The following is a 323-nucleotide window of genomic DNA, read 5'->3' on the forward strand; positions in this document are numbered from 1 at the left end:
GCCCCGCTGATCAGCGGGGCGTTTTCGTTGGGGCATGGCGAAGCGCGAGGCTCAGCCGCCAACCACCCTAGCCGGCGCGACTTCCGGGAAGCGCGCGCGGATGCTGGCCTGCACGCCCGCCGCATCGAGGCCGACCATGGCCAGCAGCTCCTCGCGGCCGGCGTGCTCCAGGTACTCGTCGGGCAGGCCGAGGTGCAGCATCGGCAGCTGCACGCCTTCCGCGGCCAGCAGTTCGGCCACGCCGCTGCCGGCGCCACCCAGCACGGCGTTGTCCTCGATCGTCACGAAGGCCTCGTGACTGCGCGCCAGCTCCAGCACCAGCT

General features: G+C 72.4%; 1 protein-coding gene. It reads right to left on the reverse strand.

What is annotated here, in order from left to right:
• Window positions 1–51: 51 nt before the first annotated feature.
• The coding region (locus FLQ44_RS23290) for a transketolase C-terminal domain-containing protein (RefSeq protein WP_276607914.1) at window positions 52–323 on the reverse strand (272 nt) is incomplete at its 5' end.

Source organism: Vogesella mureinivorans (assembly GCF_007644035.1).
Taxonomy (GTDB): Bacteria; Pseudomonadota; Gammaproteobacteria; order Burkholderiales; family Chromobacteriaceae; genus Vogesella; species Vogesella mureinivorans.